Source organism: Alteromonas gracilis (genome assembly GCF_043642145.1).
Classification (GTDB): Bacteria; Pseudomonadota; Gammaproteobacteria; order Enterobacterales; family Alteromonadaceae; genus Alteromonas; species Alteromonas gracilis_B.
In genome coordinates this window covers 42,678-59,515 of record NZ_JBHZRZ010000015.1, presented here as the reverse complement: position 1 = coordinate 59,515, position 16,838 = coordinate 42,678, and the positions used below count along the sequence as shown (strand labels likewise).

The following is a 16,838-nucleotide window of genomic DNA, read 5'->3' as shown; positions in this document are numbered from 1 at the left end:
AGCACGAACACATGGCACACAAAAAAGCTGGTGGTAGTACCAAAAACGGTCGTGATTCAGAGAGTAAACGCCTAGGTGTTAAGCGCTTTGGTGGCGAATCTGTTCTTGCTGGTAACATCATTGTTCGTCAACGTGGTACTCGTTTCCACGCTGGTGACAACATGGGTATCGGTAAAGACCACACGTTGTTTGCACTAAAAGACGGTAAAGTTCAGTTCGACGTTAAAGGACCGAAGAACCGTAAATTTGTAAGCATCGTAGCTGAGTAAGCGCGAAAGCTTCTCGCCGAACAGGCTTAGAAAAACCCCGCGCTAGCGGGGTTTTTTGTTTTGTGAAACCTTTCTTTCTTTTACTGTTCTTATTTAATAGCGTTGAAATTCTAGAACGAATAGGCGCTAAGTAAGGTTTTACTTCTCGTTTTTTAGAATGCTAAGCACACATAAAAGCGCCGATGGGCAATTTGGTGTAAACTTAGTATTCGCATTAAAAAGTTAATAACCCACGGCATTACAGCCCGGAGTGATAAATGAAATTTGTAGATGAAGCTGAAATTCGCGTTGAGGCCGGTGACGGCGGCAACGGTACCATTGGCTTTAGAAGGGAAAAATACGTACCTAAAGGTGGCCCAGACGGCGGCGACGGTGGTGACGGCGGCAGTGTATTTTTACAAGCCGATGAAAACCTAAATACATTGATCGATTATCGCTTTGAGCGTTTTCACCGTGCAGAGCGTGGCCAAAACGGTCAGGGTAGCAACTGTATCGGAAAAAAAGGTCAAGACCTTACCGTAATGGTGCCTGTGGGCACGCGTGCTACCGATAGCGATACTGGTGAAGTATTGGGTGACTTAACTCGTCATGGCCAAAAGCTTAAAGTGGCACAAGGTGGGTTTCACGGTTTAGGTAACGCCCGTTTTAAGAGCAGTACGAACCGAGCGCCACGTCAAAAGACCAATGGTACGCCAGGTGAAATTCGTAACCTTAAGCTAGAGCTTATGCTTCTTGCCGATGTGGGTTTACTGGGTATGCCTAACGCAGGTAAATCAACGTTCATTCGTTCTGTATCTGCAGCTAAGCCTAAAGTGGCTGATTATCCGTTTACAACCCTTGTGCCAAACTTAGGTGTGGTTCGTCAAGACTCACAGCGCAGCTTCGTTGTAGCCGATATACCAGGGCTAATTGAAGGTGCGGCCGATGGTGCGGGCTTGGGCATTCGCTTCTTAAAGCACTTAGAACGCTGCCGTATTTTGCTTCACGTGGTAGATATTTTCCCTGTTGATGAAACCGACCCCGCTGAGCACGCTAAAGCTATTATTGAAGAGCTTGAAAAATACAGCCCTAAGTTGGCTGAAAAGCCGCGCTGGTTAGTGTTCAATAAAGTTGATTTGCTGCTTGAAGAAGAAGCTGAAGAACGCTGTCAGCACGTTATTGACGCTTTAGGCTGGGAAGGCCCGGTTTATCAAATCTCTGCGTTCCAAAAGATGAACTTAGATCCTTTGTGTAACGACATCATGGACTTCATCGAAACTCTTCCAGCAGAATTGGAAGAGGAAGAAGAGAAGAAAGAAGTGGAATTCAAGTGGGATACGTACCATAAGAATACGCTTGAAGCGCATGATGAATTCGAAGACGACTTAGGTGACGATCTGGATGACGACGACTGGGACGAAGACGACTACGACGTGGAAGTTGAGTATCGTCGTTGAGAACCAATCGCTGAGAACCAGTCGTTGAGAAACAAAGGCTGATAATCAGCTTCTAAATACTTTCAGCAACAATCATTCGATTGAAGCTCAACCAATTTTAATGGGTACCTTAGATATAAGGTACCCATTTTTTATTCATATCATTGAACATTTATCGCAGTTTCATTTATTAGCTAAGCCCGTAGCTTCAACGACTATCTTTATACTTAAAGCTAATTTTAGCTCAAAAAACATACTGTATACTTCGCCCTGCTTGATATGTCACGCACATTAGCTATACCTAATTATTACCATTTCTGCCTATAAACTATTACCAGCCTAGCTGGCAGTATTTTGGTATGAATGTTAGATGTATTCACCACATTGGCGAAAGAGGATGTATGAATGAGTAGTAAAGCCTCTGTAATTAACAACTTGCCCATACGCTACAAAGTGTTTGCTTCACCCGTAGCCATTTTGATTCTGTTATCACTGCTAGTTGCGGTGATATTTTTAAATTTAAGCTCGGTGGAAAGGGGCATTAAAGGTATTACCGAAGACCTCGCGCCAGATGCCAGCACGGCCAATCGAATCTCTGAATTCTTATTGCTAAAGCGCATCGCAGTAAAACAATACGTACGTACCTCTCAGCAAGGCGCAGTAGAAGCCTTTGACGCATCAGCATCGCAATTAATCGAGATGAGGAAAAAAGCCCGAGCCGATTTTTCTAACCCAAAAAGAGTGGCATTGTTAAATGAGTTAGATGAGCTGGATGAACAGTATAACTATGCGTTTTATAATACCGTTATTCCTAAAATGAACACACGGCACGATATTGTTACTAATATCCTTAATGTTAACGGTCCTAAAATCGAAAAAAGCCTCACCCAAGCCATCAATAAAGCCTTCGACGCTGGAAACAATAACACCACTTATTATTCGAGTAATGGTTTACGCGCCCTCCTACTAGCACGTATCTACGTTTTTAAATTCTTGAATACCAATGATGAACCGTCTGCACAGCGTGTGCGAGCAGAACTTGCAAGAGCGCAGCAAAACATTGAAGAACTGTTGTCTAGCGGTGAACAAGGCGACCAGAAAGCACTGTTGGCTCAAACGCAGCAGGATATAGAAACTTATCGACAAGGGTTTGAGCGTGTAGTTAAAGTAATCTACGAGCGTAATGAAGCGATAAACACCATTCTTGATGTTAACGGGCCAAAAGCGGCGCGTATAACTAACGAACTAAGTAATAGCGTGTTTGATTCGATGAATCAGCAAGGTGCAAGCGCTAATGCTTCATTAGTTCACACTCGATATATTGCTATTTCGCTTTGGCTTTGTAGCTTAATTCTTGGGGCAATTGTTACATGGTGGTTAGCTCGTAAGATCACGGTGCCCATTTTGTCTGCGCGCTCCGTTCTGCACAAGATGGAGCGAGACAACAATTTAACCCAGCGCTTACCGGTATTTGGGGATGATGAAATAGGACAGCAGGCAAAGAGCATCAACGCGTTTGTAATTAAACTAGAGCGATTGATAGGCGATATTACAAAGGCATTCGAGGTGCTCTCTGGCGCAACAGATAAGATGTCGGTACTAATAGAAGACAGCCAGGGCTATTCAAATAAACAAGCGATTGAGACGGCAAATGTGGCTTCTGCCGTAAACCAGCTTTCTAGTACCGTAACCGATGTAGCACAAAATGCTGAGAGAGCTTCTGAAAGTGCAAGTGCCGCCGATACACAAGCTTCATCGGGTCATCGGAAAATTGATGAAACGCTTAGCAGTGTCAATCATCTTGACTCAGAGTTATCGGAATCGGCGACAATCATTGAAAGCCTTCACACCAGCAGCCATGACATTGCATCTATGGTTGATGTAATAAAAAGCATTGCTGAGCAAACAAATTTGTTAGCGTTAAATGCAGCAATAGAAGCGGCACGCGCGGGTGAGCAGGGAAGAGGATTTGCGGTCGTGGCCGACGAAGTTCGTTCTCTTGCACAGCGTACGCAAGATTCCACAAAAGAGATAGAGGATTCTGTGTCGAAGGTGCAGCATGGTGTTGAAAAGTCGGTGCGAAGCATTACCGAAAATAAGCAGCGAGCGTCAGATCTGGTGGATAAAGCCCAAGAGGCATCGAAAGCGTTAAAAGAAATATCGTCTTCAGTATCATCTATATCAAATTTAAACACCATGATAGCAACAGCCGCCGAACAGCAAAGCATTGTTGTTAATGAACTAAATGAAAGTATTCATAGCATTGATGAAAACGCTAGCGAGGTTTCAGCTTCTGCTCAGCATATTTCTCAATCGAGCGAAGACCTGAAAGCGCTGGAAGTTAAAGTGAAAAAACAGTTAGAGCAATTTCGTATACACATTGAGCGCTAGGGCAAGGGCAGAGTCATACGGTTCAAACCGTGAAGACTTGCATAAATTTATGCCCAATTTCTATGGGGAATACGGTAATATTGCTAGCCTAAAAACGAGGGTGACAGTATATGAAGTTATCGATGATTGCCGCGATGGCAAACAACCGTGTGATAGGCGCAGACAATGACATGCCTTGGCATTTGCCGGCTGATCTTAAACATTTTAAAGCCACTACGCTGGGTAAAGCAGTGATAATGGGCCGTAAAACCTATGAGTCTATTGGCAGAGCGTTACCGGGCAGACCAAATATCGTTATTACAAGCAATGCAGACTATAGCTTATCTGATGCTACGGTAGTCGATTCGCCAGAATCGGCGTACGAGGTAGCAAAAGCGCTGAGCAAAGGGCAGGGCGATAATGATGAGATAATGATTATTGGCGGCGGAACTATTTATCAATCGTTCTTAGATAAAGCTGACACTTTATATCTCACCAATATCGACCTTGAAGTTGAAGGCGATACTCAATTCCCAGATTATGAAGCCGCTGCAAATTGGAAAGAAGTGTCTCGCGAAGCGCACAGCGCTGATGAGAAGAACCCTCACGCTTATACCTTCGTAACTCTCGTTAAGAGCGAATAATATCTAACGTACGGGTTTAGTTTACAAGCGCTGGCGATAACACCAGCCCTTTAACTGTGCAATGCTTTGTCCGGTCAATAAAAAATGCCAATGTTGTAAAGCTCTAATGGAAGAGCTGCACAACACTGGCATTTTGGCTTTTATTTATTACCGTTAGCTTTGTGCTATTTCATTTGGTCAAAAAGGTTTTCCAGTGAAAGACCTTGATGCCCCAACATATCACGTAGTCGACGTAGCGCTTCAACTTGAATTTGGCGAACACGCTCACGAGTTAGACCAATTTCAGCACCAACATCTTCTAAGGTGGAAGGCTCATAACCCATTAAACCAAAGCGGCGTGCAAGTACTTCGCGCTGTTTAGGGTTAAGCTCTTCAAGCCAAGTCACAATATTTGCTTTAATATCTGTGTCTTGCAAGCTCTCTTCAGGGCTAAACTCTTTTTCATCAGCAATAATGTCAAGCAGGGCTTTATCGTTTTCTCCGCCAATAGGTGTATCGACAGACGTAATACGCTCATTTAAACGTAGCATCTTAGTGACATCTTCCACCGGCTTATCAAGCGCCATTGCTATTTCTTCTGCAGTAGGCTCATGGTCAAGCTTTTGTGAAAGTTCACGGGAAGCACGTAAGTAAACGTTAAGCTCTTTCACCACATGAATCGGCAGGCGAATAGTACGCGTTTGGTTCATTATGGCGCGTTCAATCGTTTGGCGAATCCACCATGTGGCATAGGTCGAAAAGCGGAACCCACGTTCAGGATCAAACTTTTCTACAGCGCGAATTAGGCCCAAATTGCCTTCTTCAATTAAATCTAGAAGTGCTAATCCACGATTGTTATAACGGCGAGCAATCTTAACAACAAGACGAAGGTTGCTTACAATCATACGTTTGCGAGAGGCTTCGCAGCCTTTCAGTGAGCGGCGCGCAAAATAAACTTCTTCTTCTGCGGTTAGCAGTGGTGAAAACCCAATCTCACCCAAATAAAGCTGAGTGGCATCTAGGTTTTTAGGTTGGTCATCCTGACTGAAAATAGCGTCGTCATTTTCCAGTTCAGCGTCGTTAACTAAGGTTTCGTCAGCTTTCATGTCAGCTGGCATATCGATGACTTCTAAGTCATCTTGCGGTTTTGATTCCAAGGCTTTGTTTGACTTACCCATAATGAATCTCCTGCTACAAGGTTTACCTTATGACGTTTCTCCTTTGTCTTTTTTTATTGTTATTTATATTTTTTATCTTAGTGTTGGCAGGTATTTCATAGGGTCTAAGGATTTCCCTCTATACCTAACTTCAAAGTGAAGTTTTACCGAATTTGTGCCGCTGTCACCCATGGTTGCTATTTGTTGCCCTGCCGACACCCATTCACGCTCTTTAACTAAAATGCGGTCGTTGTAGGCATAAGCACTTAAGAAGGTATCTGTGTGTTTAATAATGACCAGATTACCGTAGCCCCTTAGTGCATTACCCGAGTAAACAACTTTTCCATCAGCTGCCGCTACAACTTTATTGCCCCTAGCGCCAGCGATATCAATTCCTTTGTTGCCCGACTCCGACTTACTGAAAGTATCAACAACGTTACCTTCTGCGGGCCAAACCCACTTTTTCACCTTGTCAGGAAAGCCCTTTTGTGTCGGTTTTTTGACGCTTTTCGACGGCTTCTTGACGGTTGTAACATTTTGTGGATTAACAACTTTTTCACTTTTAACATACGCCTGTGTTTTTTTGCGGTCAACCAAACTTTTGTCTACTTTTGATCTGGTCAGAGGTGTTGACCGATCAGTCTGTGCCTTAGGCTTCTTGTGGGTAGAAGCTATACTGGTGGGAGGGCTGACGTGTAAAACTTGACCAGGGAAAATGACATAAGGGGCTGACAGATTGTTGTATTTTGCCAAGTCGCGGTAGTCTTTTCCGGTGTACCACGCCACCGCATATAGGGTGTCACCGCGCTGCACTTGATATGTTTTATCTGTGTACTCTTCATTACCCTCTGAAACTTGGCTATTGAGTAATATGACTGGGGCAGGGGCAGTTCGACCTGCACAGCCTGAAACCAATAAACATATAAATAAGAAAAAGCCTAAGTAAAGTGAGTATTTGTGCATGTCATCGCAATAGCAAATAAGCGATAACTGCAATAGCAACAACACCCCAGCCAATAGCTTCTACATACTGCCTTAGCTTTTGCTCCATAGCGGCTCCGCCCCAGCGCATAAGCCCTGCAACCAAGAAAAAGCGAGCACCTCTACCCACAGCTGAAGCTAAAACAAAGGGTAAGAAAGCCATTTGTAAGAAACCCGCGCTTACCGTAAAAATCTTATAAGGAATGGGCGAAAACCCAGCAAGGAACACCACCCACACGCCATATTCGCTAAACCACTGCATGGCAGTATCAATTTTATGCGTGTAACCCCAGCTTTCAATGAGTGGTGCTAACCAAGCGTCGAAAGCGAAGTAACCAAGCCAATATCCGGCTATGCCACCCAAAATAGAGGCAATAGTGGTAATGAAAGCGAATTGCCATGCTTTGTTTGGCTGTGACATCGCCATTGGGGCAAGCATTACGTCTGGTGGTATTGGGAAAAACACCGACTCTGAGAAGCTTAAACCACTTAAATATTTTGTTGCGTGGCGATGCCTCGCCCAGCGTAATGCCATGTCATAACATGACTCAAAAAGCTTCACATTAGCTCTCCTGCTACAAGGGGAACAAACCGCACCGACTCGATGGTCGAGGTTTGTAGTTCACCTTCTATCCTATCAATGCACAGTAACGATTGTTGCTCGTTACCCACGGGAATAATAAGTCGTCCACCTTCTTTAAGCTGATCGCATAAGTCTTGAGGAAGACTTGCTGCCGCTGCGGTAACGATAATGGCATCATAAGGCCCTTTAGACGCCCAGCCTTTCCAACCATCGCCGTGTTTCATTGCAATATTGTGAAGGTCGAGCTGATTCATTCGGCGCTTCGCTTGAAACTGTAACGATTTAATACGCTCTACACTGAACACTTTTGCAAAAAGCTGCGCAAGAATGGCCGTTTGGTACCCAGAGCCAGTGCCTATTTCGAGTACTTTCTCAGGTTTATTTGGGCTATCCAGTAAAAGCTCAGTCATTTTCGCAACGATGTAAGGCTGCGAAATAGTTTGCCCTTGGCCTATCGGCAATGCCGTATTTTGATAGGCCTTATGTTTCAGTGCGTCGGGTAGAAAACTCTCCCTTGGCGTACCAGCAATGGCGTTCAATACTGCTTGTGAACGTATTCCCTCGTTGTAAAGCAGTTGTGCTAACGCGTCTCCTTTTCTAGAAGCTCTCATGATGTTGCGTATTTTCCTTTATTCTTATTCACAGCCACGCGAGGTTTAATTCGTTGCGCGCCACGCTATCTCAATACTAATTAAACCCTGTTTATTGGGGATAAGGTCTCCACGCACTCTCTAAGGACTGAGGTTGCAAAGCAGCCGCTAGGAAGCGCAAACGAGATAGTAAATGTATCACCCTTACTCTGCCATTCAAGCTGTGAAGGCCAAATTTTTATCGCTCGGCGCTCTTGCTCAAAGCCACATTGGCTCAAAAAGTCGACAACTTCGCTGTTTTGCTGCGCTACAGATTGCTCTAGCGCTAACGAATCGGTTTGGGTTACCAGCTCGCCTTTACCCCAAAGCGGTGCAGATGGACACACATCTTTCGCATCGAAACGTTGTTGGGCGTCTTGTTGCTCGTCGGAATGTTTTGCTCCGCTATTTACAAAAAAGCTATTTGAGCCACTAAGCACAAGTGCATCACCTTGCATGACGGTGTCGAATGAGCCATTCTCTAGTCGCGCAGAAAGCATTTCATTAAACAGCCAGCTACGCAGTGCCGAGAGCGCCATTGAGCGTTTGTTGCGGTGTCTAATGGTTTCGCCGTTCACCATGCGTTCAGCCATAACAAGGTTCCCGCCGCGCTGCACTTCACCCATATCGTTTAAACGCATTACGCCAAAGCGTTGTTCGCCGTAATAATTGGGCACGCCGTGTTTTTCAATTTCTTGAAGGCGTTCTTCAATGGCCTCGGGGTGCAGGACTTGTCGTAAGGTAATAGTGAAGTGGTTACCTTTGAGCTGCCCTGTACGCAACTTTTTGTTGTGACGCATTTGTTTAAGAACTTTAACGCCCTCTAGCTCGAAATTACTAAAGTCGAATTCTGGCTTGCCCGGTGCGTGAATACCAAACCATTGCTGAGTGACGGCGTATTTGTCTTTACGACCCGCATAGGTAATTTGACGTAGAGGAAGATTAACAAAGCGGGCAAGTTGCTCTGCAACAAATGCCGTGTTGTTGTTGGTTTTTTCAATGAATACGAATTGGTGTTCGCCTTCGCCGCACGGCAAATAGCCCAAATCCTCTACAACTTGGAAGTCGTCAGCTTGGAACTTAAATATGCCAGTCGAAACAGGTTTTGCGAAATAGTATTGCCAGTGGTCGGTATTTAAAGGCTTCATAGTTTTTCCAATAGTACGACGGCGTGAGAAGCGATACCTTCTTTGCGTCCGGTGTATCCCAGCTTTTCGGTAGTCGTGGCTTTTACGTTAATGTCGTCCAAACCCACATTGCAGTCTTGCGCAATAATCTCTCGCATTGCGCTAATATGCGGCGCCATTTTAGGCGCTTGTGCCACTATGGTCATATCCGCATTACTTAGCTTGTAGCCTTTTTCTTTCACCACATTAACCACTTGACGCAGCAGCACGCGGCTGTCTGCACCTGAATAGGCGTCATCTGTGTCTGGAAAGTGTTTACCTATATCACCCAATGCAGCGGCACCTAACATGGCGTCGCACAATGCGTGAAGCAATACATCGCCATCAGAGTGCGCTATAAGCCCCTGTTCGTAGTCGATGCTCACTCCACCAATAATAATTGGGCCTTCACCGCCAAATTTGTGTACATCAAAACCGTGTCCAATTCGCATTATGATTGAGCCTTATGATTGTTTGCGCTATAGCTTTGTGGGTTATAGCCTTGTGCGCTAAATTTTTGCTTAAGATAGAATTCTGCCAGAGGGAGGTCGGCTGGATGAGTTATTTTTATATTTGCCAGACTTCCGTTAACCATAGCAACGCTGTGGCCTGCAAGCTCCATAGCCGACGCTTCATCAGTGATAACTGCGCCTTGCGCCAAGCCGTCGTGAAGGGCGCGTTTTAATAAAGAAGCAGGAAAAAGTTGAGGCGTTAGGGCGTGCCATAAGCCCTCTCTGTCTTCGGTGTGAGAAATCACATTCGTTGCTGGCTTAACCCGCTTCATGGTGTCGCGAACCGGGGTTGCCAAAATGCCCCCAGAAACCTCTGTACTATGCATAACTTCTAGCAGTGCCGAAATGTCGCTTTCTTCAATGCAAGGCCTTGCCGCATCGTGCACCAGTGCCCAGTCATTTTCACCTAGAGACATAATGCCGTTTAGTACGCTATCGGCTCGCTCGTTACCACCATCAACAACTCGAATAGGTTTGTTGCGCAAGCCGTATTCATCGAAATAGGCGTCATCTGGGCTAATTGCAACAACTACTTCATCAACAAGTGGGTGGTTGAGTAATGCGTCAATCGTGTGTTCAAGAATGGTTTTACCATTTAGGGTGAGGTATTGCTTGGGGCGGTCAGCTTGCATTCGGCTGCCAACTCCGGCTGCGGGAACTACCGCAACAACGCGAGGCGATGTCATTTTCTTCACTTAGAGTCTGCGGGTAAAATACGGTAAAAGGTTTCTCCCTTCTTTATCAGGCCCAGTTCGTTTCGCGCTCTTTCTTCAATAGCCTCTAAACCAATTTTTAAATCGTTGATGTCGGCTTTGAGTAACGCATTACGCTGTGCCAGATTGGCGTTTTGAAGGGCTTGCGAGTGAACTTCTTGTTTTCGGCTGAAATAATCGGGAATGCTATTTTTTCCAAACCACAGTCTGTATTGCAATAGACCTAGTAGTACTAACAATACAATGGGAAGCCACTTACCTTGCAACACAGATTCACCTGACAATATGGTTGAACGGAAAAAAGCAGAGGCCATGCGCCTCTGCTGCGTCTTATTATGCCGTGAAGCTGCGCCGAGTCAAAGGCGCTTTACTCACCTTGACCTAATTTTCCTTTCAATTTATCTAACAATTTGCTTTTTTGTTGCTCAACAACGTTGCTCAGCTGAGCTTTAAGCAGTTCCTCTAGCGCAGCGCTGTCACCTTGCGCCGCGCTAAGCATACTGTTTACATCAACCAGCTCACCAGACAGCACAAATTGTTGGTTGCTTATCATGCTGTTCAGTTTGCTATTTAGTTCATCAAGTTTGTCTTGCTGGCTCGCAGTCAGTTGAGAAATAGCAGCCCTTGCAAGTTTGTTATCAAGATCGGACTTTATATTAAAGTTAGGGTTAGCCAGAGTACCATCAAGTAGCATCGTCATATTTAAACTGTTTAAGGTTTGAAGTGCTTGGGCAATGGCATTGGTAATGTCACTACTACCCGTTGCTTCCATTACAAGTTGCTGAAGATCAACCTCACCCGCACCTGTTAGTATATTGTCAGTGACTTTCATCGACCCGTTTGTCTTCATAAGTGCTGTTTTTAGCACGGCATTAAGAGTCTCGTTGCCACTTAAAGAAATGCCAGACATGTTTACGCCTGCTAGCTGCCAAACTTGGCTTGCATCAACACCGTCACCGTCAATCCAGAACTCGCCGCTAGATGTAAACGATTTTAATAAATCACCGGCGGCTTCAATAGTGAAAGTAGTTGGATTACCAAACACTTCGTGAACGTTGGTGATGTTATTCCACTTGCTCACTATCGATTCGTTTTTCCAAAGCACCGAAACATTAGCTTCTCTCACAAGAATAGAAGGCACGTCAGCAGGTGCTTCGCTTTTTTCTTCACCTTGGATCAGCGGCATTACAATTTGCATGGCAGCCATCAAATACTCAGTATATTCGGCAGCTTTGTCACCAAACACGAAATAGGTCACTTGAGAAAGCGCAGCTTGATCACCTGCAATAACACCTTTAAGCAGTGCATAATCTTCTTGCGGTGCCTTCTTAAGTGCTTCTACACTTTCACTTAGCGCTTTTTTCGCGTCGCTTGCCTTTTCAGTGAAGTTGCTAATGAGGGCTCGATCTGCCTGCATTTCTTCTTTTAATTTATCAAACGCCGATTTCGCTTGTACTAACGCTTGAGGGTCTTTGTAGTTTGTTTCTTTCAGCTGGGCGACTTGCGTTTTGTAGTATTCAATTCTCTCTTTATCTGGAAGCGACTGATAATCGTCTTTCAGCCCCTCACCATAGGTGGCGTAGGCTTCTTTAGCGTTTTCAATGGCAGCCGCTGTTTTTAGAGGGTTTCGAGCAAGTAATTCATCAACTGTAGGTACGGCTTCTTTTGCCTTTGTTTTTATTTCATCAAACGACAGTGAGCGCTCTGGTACGCGGTATACTTCACCTTCTGATGGGCGCTGTGTATCAAACTGTACTTCTAATAAATTAAGGTTATTTACGATAACTTGGTCATCAAGCAATGGTTTTAGCGCAACATCTGCATTGGCTTCGCCAACAAATACTTGGTTGTGCGTCGGCTTAGTAGGGTTGGTTAGAGCAATTCCTTTAAGGGTTACCGTGGTAGGGAATAAAGAGTGGTCGAATTCGTCGATATTCACTTCAGCGCCATACGACTCGCCAAGCTTCGACTCTAGAATAGATTTGATTATGGAATTGGCGAATAAGAAATACACCAAAAAAAGCAACACAAAAACACCGACAACCCCTAGCAGAATAGTCTTACCCTTTGAACTACCGCTCATTTTCAACTCCTTGATATTTAATGCGCCTACGACTTACCGCGCTTCAGTCACAACGTCTTTAGAAGGCATCTTAGTTTCATTGAAGAAATTTACTAACAGCCCCTCTGCTGAGTGTAATGCACTCAAAGTAATTCTTCTACACGCACGAATTCGCGCCCAAGCTTAATAACTGAGAGCTTAGTACATAACACGGTATTGAAAATGCAATATAACGCACTGAATACATAGCTTGACAGAGATTCACAAAAACTTTGTTGGTGGGGGCTTGGCAGGGCATTTTTGTGTGCTACCATCCGCGCAAATATGACGCTATCGTGATCTTCATCCAAAAGTATAAAGTTAAAAGAAGAACGACGTGTTAAAGCAGGGTTACGACTTTGCTTGTTTTTTAGCCGCTTCCATGTAACCGTGAGCAGACAGACACGGCGGGAACGCTTTTTAATTACAGCTATTTCTATGAAAGGGTTGCAATGCTCATTAACGATTCACTTCATACAACATCACCCCTACGCCAGCGCATTCGAGACTACTATCGCATTAGTGAGTCGGTGGCCGTAGACCAAATTCTTCCCATCGCCGAGGTTAACCCTCGTGCTCGTAGCCGTGCATGGGAGCGCGCTCGAAAGATGGTGCTTCAGATTCGCCGCGAGCAAGAGGGGCATGGTGGCGTTGACGCACTGTTAAATGAATATTCGCTGTCAACCGCCGAAGGCGTTGTATTGATGTGCTTAGCTGAAGCTTTGTTGCGTGTACCTGACCGCGCTACACAAGACGAATTAATTCGCGACAAGTTATCAAAAGGCCAGTGGACGCCTCATTTGGGGAACTCTGATTCGCTGTTTGTAAACGCCTCAGCGTGGGGATTATTGTTTACTGGCAACATGGTGAATTATGCCGACAAGCGCAAGAAAGAGCAGTTTGGTTTATTAAAGCAAACCCTTGGCCGTTTGGGCGAACCTGTTATTCGACGCGCAATGAACATTGCTATGCGTGTTATGGGGCGTCAGTTCGTTATGGGCGAAACCATTGAAGATGCGGTAGAGCGTGCGAAAGACAAAGAAACAAAAGGGTATGTTTACTCTTACGATATGCTGGGCGAAGGTGCGCGTACAATGCGTGATGCCGACCGCTACTACGATGCTTACGTTAAGGCCATAAAGGTTATCGGTAAAGCGGCAAACGGACGCGGGCCGAAGCGCTCGCCGGGCATATCTGTGAAGCTTTCAGCTATTCACCCTCGTTTCGAGTTTTCTCACAGAGAACGCGCCATGCAGGACATTCCACCGCGTTTAAAAGCGCTGTGCATGATGGCGAAAGAATACGATATTGGTTTAACGGTAGATGCTGAGGAGGCAGACCGTTTAGAGCTTTCTTTAGATATCATTGAAGCGGTATTTCGCGATGATGACTTAAGCGGTTGGACTGGTTTTGGCCTAGCCGTTCAGGCTTATCAAAAACGCGCTATTCACGTGATTGAACATTTGCGTGAACTTACTCTAGAGGTTGGTCGCCCACTGATGGTGCGCTTGGTGAAAGGTGCATACTGGGATACCGAAATTAAATTAACCCAACAAGCCGGGCTTGAAGAGTTTCCTGTATTTACTCGCAAGTCATCAACCGATGTGTCATATCACGCGTGTGCCAATCGATTGCTTGAGTACCGCGATACCATTTACCCACAGTTTGCCACGCACAATGCCTACACGGCGTCAGTAATTGTGGAGCTTGCGGGTGACGACAAAGAAGGTTTTGAATTCCAGTGTCTACATGGCATGGGCGATACGTTATACGATCAAGTCGTAACGCAAGATAAAATTCAGTGCCGTGTTTATGCGCCTGTTGGTGAACACGAAGACTTGTTGGCCTACCTTGTACGTCGACTACTTGAAAACGGAGCGAACTCGTCGTTTGTTAACGCGATTGTAGATGATGAAAAGCCAGTAGAGTCTTTGCTTGAAGACCCCGTAGAGAAAACTCAGCGCCTAAAAGTGCGTTACAACAAACTAATTAAAACGCCGCGCGGGCTATATGCGCCAGAGCGTGATAACTCACGTGGTTTAGACCTAACAGATACTAACGCTGTAAACGCGCTTAAGCATGAGCTAGAACGTTGGCAGGAATATTACAAAGTGCAAGGTGACGTGCCAGAGGGCGCTACACCAGTACTTAGCCCAACCAATCACAATGATGTAGTGGGTTACCATCATTACGCAACGCCTGATGATATGCGCAAGGCACTAGATGAAGCGGAAGCTGGGTTTGAAGCGTGGTCGAAAAGAGAAGTAAGCGAGCGAGCTGAAATTCTAAATCGCACGGCTGATGCACTTGAACGTCATATGGCTGAGCTCATCGCTATTTGTATGCGTGAAGCGGGTAAAGTTGCTCAAGATAGTATTGATGAAGTGCGCGAAGCGGTTGATTTCTGTCGTTACTATGCGGTGCGAGCCGAAGAGTTGGCTGAAGATCAGCGTTTACTTCCTCGCGGTGTGGTGCTGTGTATCAGCCCGTGGAACTTCCCATTGGCCATCTTCTTAGGCCAAGTTGCTGCCGCACTGGTAACAGGCAATACGGTTATTGCTAAGCCAGCTGAGCAAACCAGCATTATTGCACAGCGCGCGGTAGACATTATGCAGTCAGTAGGTTTACCTGAAGACGCATTAAAATTAATTGTATCACCGGGTAAAGAAGTAGGCGAAACCCTGCTGCCAGACGAGCGCATTAAAGCGGTTATGTTCACAGGTTCAACGCAAACGGGTACGCTTATTTCGCAAGTTCTTGCAGAGCGAGGCGGTGAGCAGGTGCCACTTATTGCAGAAACAGGCGGCCAAAACTGCATGATTGTGGACTCAACGGCACTGCCAGAGCAGGTGGTTGACGATGTGATTCACTCGGGCTTCCAAAGTGCAGGCCAACGCTGCTCTGCGCTACGTGTACTTTTCGTGCAAGAAGACATTGCCGATGATCTTATCGACATGTTGATTGGCGCGATGAAAGAGTTGACGGTGGGTGATCCAACTCAACTTGCAACCGATGTTGGCCCCGTCATTGATGAAAAAGCGCTTAAGAGCCTGACCGATCACAAGAAATACATGAAAGATAATGCGAAGCTACTGTATCGCAATGAAATGCCAGCGGGCTTTGAAAACGGTACATTCTTCGCTCCTACACTATATGAAATCAAGAACATCGATGTACTTGAAAAAGAAGTATTTGGCCCTGTGGTTCATGTTATTCGCTTTAAGTCGAAAGAACTTGATAACGTGCTTGAACAAATCAATGGCACAGGTTATGGCCTAACCATGGGCATTCACTCGCGTATTGAAGAGCGTGCGAACGAACTTGCGGCGAAAAGTCGTGCAGGTAACGTTTATATTAACCGAAACATGATTGGAGCTATCGTGGGCGTACAGCCGTTTGGTGGTCGCGGCCTTTCTGGTACTGGCCCTAAAGCGGGTGGCCCGAACTATTTGCCGCGCTTAATGATGGAGCGTGCCACGCCTAAGCCATCGCACATCGACGATGTTGACGGCACCGATTCAGCGCTTGTAGGTGATGAAAAGATTGCCGAGCGTGCGCACGTGATGATGGACAAAGCCAAAGCCGTAGAAGTGCAGTGGCGACATACGCCATTGAACGATCGTATATCAATGGTACGTCAGCTGCTGGCTAAAATTGCTAAGGTTGATATCGTTGACGAATTAGCTGACGATTTAAACCGCACGCTGGCGACGGCTCGACAGCAGCTAACCAGCATAGAGCGTAAGTTAGCTAAACCACACACTTTGCCTGGCCCAACAGGAGAGTCGAACAAGCTTTACCTTGAGCCGCGCGGAATCCTAGTATGTTTCGCCGATAAAGAAGTAACCTTTGAATATTGGTTGCTGTCTATTGTGACTGCGCTATCTACTGGTAACCCTGTCGTGTCAGTGGTGTCTGAAATTTTCTATGAGGAAGCCGTAGAAATTCAAAACAAGTTCGAGTCGACGGGGGCGCCGAAAGGCTTGTTCCAAGTGGCACGTCTTGCCCATTTAGATACCTTGTTGATGGATGAAGACTTGTCGGGCGTAGTGGTTGACTCAAGTACAGAGCGAACGGCACGTATTACGGCGATGTTGTCTTCCCGTGAAGGTGCTATCTTGCCGGTAATTACCGCTGAATATAATGACAACCTTATTCAACGTTTGATGACGGAAAAAACCATTAGCATTGATACAACGGCATCAGGTGGTAATACGTCGTTGATGACCCTTGTTGAAGATGATGAATAAGTGCTTCTGCACAATGCATAGCTAGACAAATAGTAAAAGGCCAGCTTCAAAGTGAAGCTGGCCTTTTTA

14 protein-coding genes are annotated in these 16,838 nt (G+C 45.5%); 5 read left to right on the top strand and 9 right to left on the bottom strand.

The genetic code is table 11. From position 1 onward, the window contains the following. The first annotated feature begins 11 nt into the window (after positions 1-11). The 4 genes from rpmA (at position 12) to folA (ending at position 4,698) form a co-directional block, all read left to right on the top strand. Entirely contained in the window at positions 12-269 is a 258-nt protein-coding gene (gene rpmA, locus ACHUFN_RS18980; protein ID WP_012517170.1) for a 50S ribosomal protein L27, read from the top strand. 257 nt (positions 270-526) lie between these two features. After that, positions 527-1,705, top strand: coding sequence for an Obg family GTPase CgtA (gene cgtA / locus ACHUFN_RS18975; RefSeq protein WP_394224303.1), 1,179 nt, complete (start codon positions 527-529; stop codon positions 1,703-1,705). Between the two features lie 384 nt (positions 1,706-2,089). After that, complete coding sequence (locus tag ACHUFN_RS18970) at positions 2,090-4,075, top strand: methyl-accepting chemotaxis protein (RefSeq protein ID WP_394224302.1); 1,986 nt, start codon at positions 2,090-2,092, stop codon at positions 4,073-4,075. Between the two features lie 122 nt (positions 4,076-4,197). Continuing rightward, positions 4,198-4,698 (top strand): type 3 dihydrofolate reductase, encoded by a 501-nt coding sequence (gene folA / locus ACHUFN_RS18965; RefSeq protein ID WP_394224314.1) that lies wholly within the window; start codon positions 4,198-4,200, stop codon positions 4,696-4,698. Positions 4,699-4,862: 164 nt separating this feature from the next. On the opposite strand, the gene rpoS is transcribed toward folA, so the two are convergent. The 9 genes from rpoS to ACHUFN_RS18920 form a co-directional block, all read right to left on the bottom strand. After that, positions 4,863-5,855: an RNA polymerase sigma factor RpoS gene (gene rpoS / locus ACHUFN_RS18960; RefSeq protein ID WP_394224301.1), complete on the bottom strand. Its 993-nt coding sequence runs from the start codon at positions 5,853-5,855 to the stop codon at positions 4,863-4,865. A gap of 72 nt (positions 5,856-5,927) precedes the next feature. Further along, positions 5,928-6,797 (bottom strand): peptidoglycan DD-metalloendopeptidase family protein, encoded by an 870-nt coding sequence (locus tag ACHUFN_RS18955; protein ID WP_394224313.1) that lies wholly within the window; start codon positions 6,795-6,797, stop codon positions 5,928-5,930. 1 nt (position 6,798) lies between these two features. Further along, positions 6,799-7,377 carry a YqaA family protein gene (locus ACHUFN_RS18950; RefSeq protein WP_394224300.1) on the bottom strand — a complete coding sequence of 193 codons (579 nt, stop codon included), beginning with the start codon at positions 7,375-7,377 and terminating at the stop codon, positions 6,799-6,801. Further along, on the bottom strand, positions 7,374-8,009 hold the full coding sequence (locus tag ACHUFN_RS18945) for a protein-L-isoaspartate(D-aspartate) O-methyltransferase (protein WP_394224299.1): 636 nt from the start codon (positions 8,007-8,009) through the stop codon (positions 7,374-7,376). Before ACHUFN_RS18945 ends, ACHUFN_RS18950 begins: the two co-directional genes overlap by 4 nt. A gap of 80 nt (positions 8,010-8,089) precedes the next feature. After that, on the bottom strand, positions 8,090-9,175 hold the full coding sequence (truD, locus tag ACHUFN_RS18940; RefSeq protein WP_394224298.1) for a tRNA pseudouridine(13) synthase TruD: 1,086 nt from the start codon (positions 9,173-9,175) through the stop codon (positions 8,090-8,092). Beyond that, positions 9,172-9,645 (bottom strand): 2-C-methyl-D-erythritol 2,4-cyclodiphosphate synthase, encoded by a 474-nt coding sequence (gene ispF, locus ACHUFN_RS18935; protein ID WP_394224297.1) that lies wholly within the window; start codon positions 9,643-9,645, stop codon positions 9,172-9,174. The genes truD and ispF overlap by 4 nt, the downstream gene beginning before the upstream one ends. Next, positions 9,645-10,391: a 2-C-methyl-D-erythritol 4-phosphate cytidylyltransferase gene (gene ispD, locus ACHUFN_RS18930; RefSeq protein ID WP_394224296.1), complete on the bottom strand. Its 747-nt coding sequence runs from the start codon at positions 10,389-10,391 to the stop codon at positions 9,645-9,647. The genes ispF and ispD overlap by 1 nt, the downstream gene beginning before the upstream one ends. A 5-nt stretch (positions 10,392-10,396) precedes the next feature. Further along, entirely contained in the window at positions 10,397-10,687 is a 291-nt protein-coding gene (gene ftsB / locus ACHUFN_RS18925; RefSeq protein ID WP_394224312.1) for a cell division protein FtsB, read from the bottom strand. A 98-nt stretch (positions 10,688-10,785) separates the two neighbouring features. Then, entirely contained in the window at positions 10,786-12,501 is a 1,716-nt protein-coding gene (locus ACHUFN_RS18920) for a TIGR03545 family protein (RefSeq protein ID WP_394224295.1), read from the bottom strand. A gap of 470 nt (positions 12,502-12,971) precedes the next feature. Between ACHUFN_RS18920 and putA the strand changes: the two genes are divergently transcribed. Then, positions 12,972-16,769, top strand: coding sequence for a bifunctional proline dehydrogenase/L-glutamate gamma-semialdehyde dehydrogenase PutA (gene putA, locus ACHUFN_RS18915; RefSeq protein ID WP_394224294.1), 3,798 nt, complete (start codon positions 12,972-12,974; stop codon positions 16,767-16,769). Positions 16,770-16,838 lie beyond the last annotated feature (69 nt).

Coding starts and splice junctions, on each gene's coding strand:
- rpmA (WP_012517170.1), top strand. CDS start 12: ATGGCACACAAAAAAGCTGGTGGTAGTACCAAAAACGGTCGTGATTCA.
- cgtA (WP_394224303.1), top strand. CDS start 527: ATGAAATTTGTAGATGAAGCTGAAATTCGCGTTGAGGCCGGTGACGGC.
- ACHUFN_RS18970 (WP_394224302.1), top strand. CDS start 2,090: ATGAGTAGTAAAGCCTCTGTAATTAACAACTTGCCCATACGCTACAAA.
- folA (WP_394224314.1), top strand. CDS start 4,198: ATGATTGCCGCGATGGCAAACAACCGTGTGATAGGCGCAGACAATGAC.
- rpoS (WP_394224301.1), bottom strand. CDS start 5,855: ATGGGTAAGTCAAACAAAGCCTTGGAATCAAAACCGCAAGATGACTTA.
- ACHUFN_RS18955 (WP_394224313.1), bottom strand. CDS start 6,797: ATGCACAAATACTCACTTTACTTAGGCTTTTTCTTATTTATATGTTTA.
- ACHUFN_RS18945 (WP_394224299.1), bottom strand. CDS start 8,009: ATGAGAGCTTCTAGAAAAGGAGACGCGTTAGCACAACTGCTTTACAAC.
- truD (WP_394224298.1), bottom strand. CDS start 9,175: ATGAAGCCTTTAAATACCGACCACTGGCAATACTATTTCGCAAAACCT.
- ispF (WP_394224297.1), bottom strand. CDS start 9,645: ATGCGAATTGGACACGGTTTTGATGTACACAAATTTGGCGGTGAAGGC.
- ispD (WP_394224296.1), bottom strand. CDS start 10,391: ATGACATCGCCTCGCGTTGTTGCGGTAGTTCCCGCAGCCGGAGTTGGC.
- ACHUFN_RS18920 (WP_394224295.1), bottom strand. CDS start 12,501: ATGAGCGGTAGTTCAAAGGGTAAGACTATTCTGCTAGGGGTTGTCGGT.
- putA (WP_394224294.1), top strand. CDS start 12,972: ATGCTCATTAACGATTCACTTCATACAACATCACCCCTACGCCAGCGC.